The sequence below is a fragment of the Phenylobacterium sp. genome (genome assembly GCF_031425575.1).
GTDB lineage: Bacteria > Pseudomonadota > Alphaproteobacteria > Caulobacterales > Caulobacteraceae > Phenylobacterium.
This window is the reverse complement of sequence record NZ_JANPJP010000323.1, coordinates 1-1,568: the sequence shown is the minus strand read 5'-3', so window position 1 is coordinate 1,568 and position 1,568 is coordinate 1. Positions and strand designations below refer to the sequence as shown.

Sequence of the window (1,568 nt, the reverse complement as noted above, 5' to 3'; positions counted from 1 at the left end):
AGACGCCGCCGCGCGGACAGCTGGTCCGCGAGTTCGCATTCTCTGTCCGTTCAATCGCTATCTTCTCGACGTTCAGCGTTGGCATCAACCTGCTGGAGCGGGCCGGCGCCTATCCGATGTCAGAGATGGCACGGTCATGGGGCCCCTGGTGGCTGGCGGCGAGCGTCGTCTTGATGATCATTGGCCAGGACGCCTGGATCTATGCCACCCATCGCTGGATGCACAAACCGCGCTGGTTCCGCACGTTCCACCGTCGCCACCACAAGAGCAACAACCCCTCGCCCTTTACGGCCTACAGTTTCGATTTCGGCGAGGCGGTGCTGATGGTGCTGTTCGTGGTGATCTGGCCGCTGTTCGTGCCGACACCCTGGGAAGCCACCGGGTTCTTCATGCTGCACCAGATCTTCCGCAACACCCTGCTGCATGCAGGCTACGAGCTGATGCCGGCGCGCGCCGACGGCCGTCCGCTGCTGGATTGGATGACCACCACCGTCCACCACGACCTGCACCACGCCCAGTCCGGCTACAACTACGGCGCCTGGTTCACCTGCTGGGACCGCTGGTTCGGCACCGAGCATCCGGACTACCACGCGCGTTTTGCGGCGGTGGCGTGGCGGCCTCTTGGGTCGGTCCCGCAAGACGCCACCGCTGAGGTCGCCCGATAGGCGCGCGTCAGGCTCGCGCCATCCAGGCGCCATGGGCGCCGTAGGGAATGCGCCGGGGCAGGGTGATGGTGGCGGCCGGAGCGCCGTCGAAGTCCTGGGCGTGGAGGATCACGAGTTGGGACTGGTCTTTTGCTTCGTCGTGGCCGAGCGCCAGGATCCAGCCGTCGTCTTCGTCCGTTGCGCCATCGCGGGCGACAAATATCGGTTCACCCAGATGGGTGTCGGGGCCGAAGTCGCGTGTGGTCCGCGCGCCCGTCGCCAGGTCGTACTTGTGGAGGTACTGGCCCAGCGTCAGGGTCGGCGCCCTGGCGTTCAGGCTGGCCGTGTAGCCCCAGCGAGCCTTCAGCCCGACCCGGCTGTCGTTGACCCGGGGAAAGTCGCAGGGCGCGTCGTCCACCTGGTCTTCCGTCACGACGCCGGACGTCAGATCGATGGTCCAGCGCCACAGCCGCCCTATGGTGGCCTCGCCGCCGTAGAGATTGTCGAACCCGCCGACCATGGCCTGTTCCTGGCGGCAGACGTGGATCACGATGGCGTCGCCGTCCTCATAGGCGTTGACCGGGTGGAAGACGTAGCAGGGGTTGATCTCGAACCAGCACACCTGGCCGCCTGCGCCGTTGCGCTTCATCACGCCCAGCCGCGCGCCGGCGTCGCGCCGGAACGCCAGAGGCGGTTCGCCCTTCATGGCGGCCTTCAGGTCAAACACCACCGGCAGGTCCATGAACACCACATGGTTCCGGGTGACGTTCCAGTCATGCATCATCACCGGGTTGGGCAGATCGATGGGCTCAGCCTCGACCATCACGCCGCCGGCGTCCACGCGGTAGTAGGTGAGGTGGGGCGCACGCGCGAGCTGGTAGCCGAAGAACAGCAGCTCTCCGGTCTCCGGGCATTCGCGCGGAT

At 66.4% G+C, this 1,568-nt stretch carries 2 protein-coding genes; one reads left to right on the top strand and one right to left on the bottom strand.

The genetic code is table 11. From position 1 onward, the window contains the following. A partial coding sequence (locus RMO97_RS17940) for a sterol desaturase family protein (protein WP_310542382.1) occupies window positions 1-665 on the top strand: 665 nt, incomplete at its 5' end. A gap of 7 nt (window positions 666-672) precedes the next feature. On the opposite strand, the gene RMO97_RS17935 is transcribed toward RMO97_RS17940, so the two are convergent. Further along, on the bottom strand, window positions 673-1,568 hold an 896-nt coding region (locus tag RMO97_RS17935; protein WP_310542381.1), incomplete at its 5' end, for a carotenoid oxygenase family protein.